This window comes from Yoonia vestfoldensis DSM 16212, assembly GCF_000382265.1.
Lineage (GTDB): Bacteria > Pseudomonadota > Alphaproteobacteria > Rhodobacterales > Rhodobacteraceae > Yoonia > Yoonia vestfoldensis.
Genome location: NZ_KB908011.1, coordinates 1 through 5,092 on the forward strand (window position 1 = coordinate 1; position 5,092 = coordinate 5,092).

The 5,092-nt window shown below is 55.7% G+C and carries 5 protein-coding genes; 1 reads left to right on the forward strand and 4 read right to left on the reverse strand.

Annotation, left to right across the window (positions count from 1 at the left end; translation table 11 throughout):
* A partial coding sequence (locus tag H147_RS0119000) for a helix-turn-helix domain-containing protein (RefSeq protein WP_026352702.1) occupies positions 1 to 184 on the reverse strand: 184 nt, incomplete at its 3' end.
* 131 nt (positions 185 to 315) lie between these two features.
* On the opposite strand from H147_RS0119000, the gene H147_RS20175 reads away from it, so the two are divergent.
* Positions 316 to 2,400 carry a glycosyltransferase family 2 protein gene (locus H147_RS20175; RefSeq protein ID WP_019956966.1) on the forward strand — a complete coding sequence of 695 codons (2,085 nt, stop codon included), beginning with the start codon at positions 316 to 318 and terminating at the stop codon, positions 2,398 to 2,400.
* An 863-nt stretch (positions 2,401 to 3,263) separates the two neighbouring features.
* Here the strand turns inward: H147_RS20175 and H147_RS0119020 are convergent.
* The 3 genes from H147_RS0119020 to H147_RS21300 all read right to left on the reverse strand — a co-directional run.
* Positions 3,264 to 4,313, reverse strand: a complete 1,050-nt coding sequence (locus H147_RS0119020; protein WP_162561719.1) for a glycosyltransferase family 2 protein — start codon at positions 4,311 to 4,313, stop codon at positions 3,264 to 3,266.
* Positions 4,303 to 4,773: a polysaccharide biosynthesis C-terminal domain-containing protein gene (locus H147_RS21295; protein WP_281162201.1), complete on the reverse strand. Its 471-nt coding sequence runs from the start codon at positions 4,771 to 4,773 to the stop codon at positions 4,303 to 4,305. The genes H147_RS0119020 and H147_RS21295 overlap by 11 nt, the downstream gene beginning before the upstream one ends.
* Positions 4,774 to 4,835: 62 nt before the next feature.
* Positions 4,836 to 5,092, reverse strand: a 257-nt coding sequence (locus H147_RS21300) for an integrase core domain-containing protein (RefSeq protein ID WP_019956864.1), incomplete at its 5' end; no start/stop codon positions are given.

The window sequence follows — 5,092 nt, forward strand, 5'->3', positions numbered from 1 at the left end:
TAAGATGCTTGGCATAAGGGTCCAGCTTGCTGGGACGATCTGGCGCGTGAAACGCAGGTTCAACAATCCCCTCCCGCAAATACTTCTTGATCGTGTTGCGAGACACGCCCGTCCGCCGCGCGATCTCGCGAATGGGCATCTTGTCACGCAGCGCCCATTTCCGGATAACTTTTAAAAATCCCATGTCTATCACTCCAAGTGCTCCCAGCTGATTCAAGCCGGGGTAAGGTTGCACATGGGTCAATTCTCGATGACAATTTCTGCTGCTGCCGGGTCAGTTCTCAGTGACAATCAACAGACCCCGAGCCTGAATTGATGGCTTTGATGATCGAATCGGTGCTGGACCAGAGTTACGCAAATCTGGAACTATGCATCGCGGACGATTGTTCGTCTGATCCAGAAATCCGCAGGGTCCTGACGCGCTATGCCGGGCGCGATGATCGGATCAAACTCGTGTTCCGCGAAGAAAACGGGCATATCTCGCAGGCATCCAACAGCGCCCTTGAGGTCGCCAGCGGTGAATTTGTTGCCCTGCTGGATCATGATGACATCCTTGATCAGGATGCGCTTTTGCTGATGGCGCAGGCAATTTGCGCCAATCCAGGTGTCAAGATCTTGTATTCGGACGAGGACAAAATCAACGCGGATGGCATCCATTTCGATCCGCATTTCAAGCCGGATTGGAACCGCGACCTGCTTTACAGCTGCAATTACGTGTCGCATCTGGGCGTGTACCAAAGCGCCCTGATGCGACAGGTCGGCGGGTTTCGCCAAGGCTTTGAAGGCGCGCAAGATCACGACCTGCTTCTGCGCTGTGTCGAGAATGTTGCCGACGACGAGATTATCCATATCCCCAAGGTCCTTTATTCATGGCGAGCGACACCCGGCAGCACCGCCGGATCAGGCGCTGCGAAACCCTATGCCACTGCGGCAGGGCAGCGTGCCGTCGCCGAACATCTCTGGCGGACTACCGGTCAAATCGTCGAGGTCGATCCAGGGCCCTACCCATTCACCTACCGCCCAAAATGGACGGTCACGGGCGATCCGTTGGTGTCGATCATCATCCCCACAAGAGATCATCTTGATGTGCTGAAAGTCGCGGTCGACAGCATCCTGTCAAAAACGGAATACCGGAATTTCGAACTGATCATCGTCGATAACGGATCGGTCGACCCACGAACCTTGCAATGGTTCGATCAGATTATGGCGCAAGACGATCGGGTGGATGTGCGCAGGGATGACGGTCCGTTCAACTATTCAGCGCTGAACAACGCGGCAGTTGCACAAAGCAGGGGCGAATTCATCGCTCTGGTCAACAATGACGTCGAAGTCATCAGTCCAGGTTGGCTGTCTGAAATGCTGGCATTGGCACAGCGCCCCGGCACGGGCTGTGTGGGTGCAAAGCTGTATTACCCGGATGGGCGCATCCAGCACGGAGGCGTGATCATCGGGTTTGGTGATGTTGCAGGTCATGGCCATTTGTTTTTCCCCGGTGGACATGCGGGCTATTTTGGCAGACTGGCCTTGCGCCAGAATTTAACGGCCGTCACCGGGGCATGTCTGGTCGTCAGCAGGTCTGCCTACGATGAGGTGGGCGGGCTGAACGAAGCGGATCTTGCCGTTGCGTTCAACGATATCGACTTTTGCCTGAAAGTGCGCGAGGCCGGATACAGCAATGTCTGGACACCATGGGCCGAGCTGACACACCAAGAATCAACCAGTCGCGGTGTCGAAGGCACGCCGGAAAAGAAGGCTCGCTTCAAACGGGAGTGTGACTACATGAAGCAGCGGTGGAAAACGGATGTGATGAAAGATCCGGCCTATAATCCGAACCTCACAGTGGACAGAAGTGACTTTTCTTTTGCCCCCCGAAATGGGAAATCCCATGATTTTCCTGCTAGCGGACAAGAAAACCTTGCCGCCGGAGTATCCATTGCTGGCAAAACCTGCCCGCTTTTCATCGCTGGATGTGTTCTGGGTTACCGAGATCTCTGCGCGATCTTCTGGTCCCGTTTGCCGATCAGAAATTTGCAGAAAGCGTTAGCGACGCCATTTGCGCAAGCCTGCCTGCACCTTTCTTTTATACGCAGCCCAAAGGTGGGGCAGCGGGTCGCGCCATGCCTTTCGCAGCTCTGCCCTGAGCGCAGCGATCTCTTCGGCGGCCTCTGGCGGGACCTGTCTGGTGGCGTTTTTTTGCCTCAGATCCTCCAGTGCATTGTGGTGCTCGGCGATAATGCGCGCGATCAGGAAAAGCTGCTCTGCGGTAAAGCGATAGTCGTTGGCGGGCGTTGTCTTGACGGGCGCAAAGAACGCCAGCGCGTGTTCCGGCGGCAGATGGCGGTTGATCGTCGCAACGTGTTGTTCGGCGTCCTGCCACACCAGACGCGCGGTCTCTGGTGAAAGTGTATGATGTTCCGCCTTGACCGCGGGCAGTTCGTCGACAAGGCGATCGCTCAGGAATTGACCATTGGGGACCAATCCGTTGAGATATCGCTGCAGCTCTAATTCACCCGCGGCCAGGGATCGGTTGATGGTTTCGGTCTTGGGCACCTGAAGAACGTGACTTGGGATGTTCAGCCAATTTGCAAAAGCCTCTAGCAGAGATTGTTTTCGAGCCTCGTAGCTCATGACCGTCACCCGCACATGACGGCTTTTTTCCATGCGACTGCAGATGTTCGCCGCCATGGCCAGATAATCGGCGCCATTTTCCTCTGCGAACGCATCCAGCGTTTGAATGTTGCCGTGGCGCTTGACCCGTTGCTGCCAATAGGATGATGCAAAACTGATCGGATTCCTGACAAGGATCAGTATTTCAACCACGTCAAATCCGTGATTCTGGCAAACAAGTTCCAATTTTCGGATATTGGAATCAGCAACGTCACCGCTGAGGAGTTTCGTCAAATCATTCAAAATGTGCTCGCTTGAGGCGAGCAAGGAAGTCTCCTTGTCCGGATTGTTCAGCGACAGCCAGTTTTCAAACTCTGCCAAAGACGTCAGCAACGCAGAGCCATTTCCGCTGGATATCCTCTCATCTTTTCCAAGCAAAAGATCGCGATCCCTGATCGGATAGGCAATACCGGCATTCGCCAGTTCTTGTACACTTTGTGCCAGAGCCGACTGAATATAGGATGTTCCGGTCTTGCCATGACCGATATGCAGATAGAGGGTTTTCATGATTTTCTTCTTTGACGTCGTGGTTGAAAGCCACACGATACTCTATCCATAGTTGAATTTCAGTCCGGGTCCAACCCTGTGGACTGAAATCAGCGACGGTATTGCCGCCCTTCGAACTGGCCATGTTTCAGCCAGTGATTGGCGGCCTTCATGCCGACCTTTTTGACGTCAGGGTGTAGTTCAAGGTAGAGCGCCGAATCGAAATCAGCCGGGAGCTTGGTGGCTGCGGGCCTTGAAAAGGGGGTTGGATCGATCAGGGGTCCGGGGCGCACCAGATTGGATTGGATGGCCTCCCAGGCGATCCTGTCCGTTACAAGCTGCAACGCTTGTCGCAATAGATCATGTCCATCGTTCTGCAAAGCAGCCAGATACGCGGCTTGCTCGGATCGCCCAGCATTTATGTCCGGCCGAAGCACGGCTGGCCACCAGCGGGCGTGATCGGCGATGCACAGCAGGACGTTCAGCTCTGGCATCCCCGAGACTCTGAACCCGCGCCGTCGGGCGGTGAAATGCAAGACGCTGTAGGATGGCTCGACAGCAAGCGGGATGTCAGGGCGCGCCGAGAGTATACGATGCCACAGGCGCCAGTCGCCCGCGCTTTCGCTGTCTTCTGGCCAATGGTCCGCATCGTCGAACGTGTCCCGTCGATAGGCAAAGCATGAGGCCGGCAGTGTGTTGGCAATCGTCGTGAAAGACGTCAATTCGTCTTGCAGCGACAGGTTGTTGGGAAATGGTGCGGCGATCCCGTCTGATGAAACCCAGGCTGCCCGGGTGCAGGCCAAAACCGCACCGCCGTCCAGCCGCGATTTCAGAAGGGTCAGGTGATCGGGAAACAGCAAGTCGTCATCGGCCATGAATGCGATGTACTGGCCCCGCGCCCTGCGCAGGGCAAGATTCCTGTTAGCATATCCAAAGCCCTGCGCCTTGGGCAGATCCATCCAATGGATGCGCGGGTCGTCGCATGACAAGACGGCTTCTGCGGTACCTGGCTCTGCGCCGTCGCCAACGACGATCAACTCAAAGGATCGCTCTTGCTGGTCAAGAACGGATCGGATCGCGCAGCCGATGACATCGGATCGCGCATGCGTTGGCAGGATGATCGTGAAGGCCGGCTCCACAGTGTCGTTTCTACCAGCCACTGACATTCCCGAAATCATAGGGGATCAGGTCCGTATGGAGAGGGAGGCGGTATTTGTCAGGGTTCTTGTGGTCATACTGGATCGTCGGAAAGTTCACGACAATCAGTTCATTCTGCCCGATGTTGCGATCTGCGTGCCAGACAAAGCGAGGCACGTTGAACAGACGCGGACGTGAGGCAGAGAGATAGACCTTCGAGATCTTGTTGAACGTCGCAGACTCTGGCCGAGGATCATAGAGCACCAGCTCCAGCTCGCCCTGCACGACAAAATACCGATCCTCGTGCAGTTTATGCAGGCCCCACCCTTTGACCATGCCGGGTCGGATGGTGAACATGTATGTAAACACAACCGGATCGGGGTGCCAGTTCCAGCGCGGATCATACATTTCCGTCACGCTGCCACGTTCATCGTTGTGGCGGATTGAATCGTGGAACGATGCACCCTCGGGCAGATCTACGATGGCTTCACGGGCTTCATCTGTTGTGAGGTGCTCCCCATTCCCTGGACAGGATCTGACGCTTTTTAAGCTCTGATTTGCTCCTGCTGATCGGGTTGCGTTGCTTCGATTTGCAGTGAGTAGACCACTGCTGGTGGTCGGCCGCCAAGGGCTTTGTGCGGGCGGCGGTGATTGTAGAACTCCATCCAATTGCGGACACCGGCGCGTGCCTGCGATCCGGTGTCCCAGGCGTGCAGATAGACGCACTCGTATTTCAAAGTGCGCCACAGACGTTCGATGAAGATGTTGTCCAAATAGCGACCCTTGCCGTCCATCGAGATGC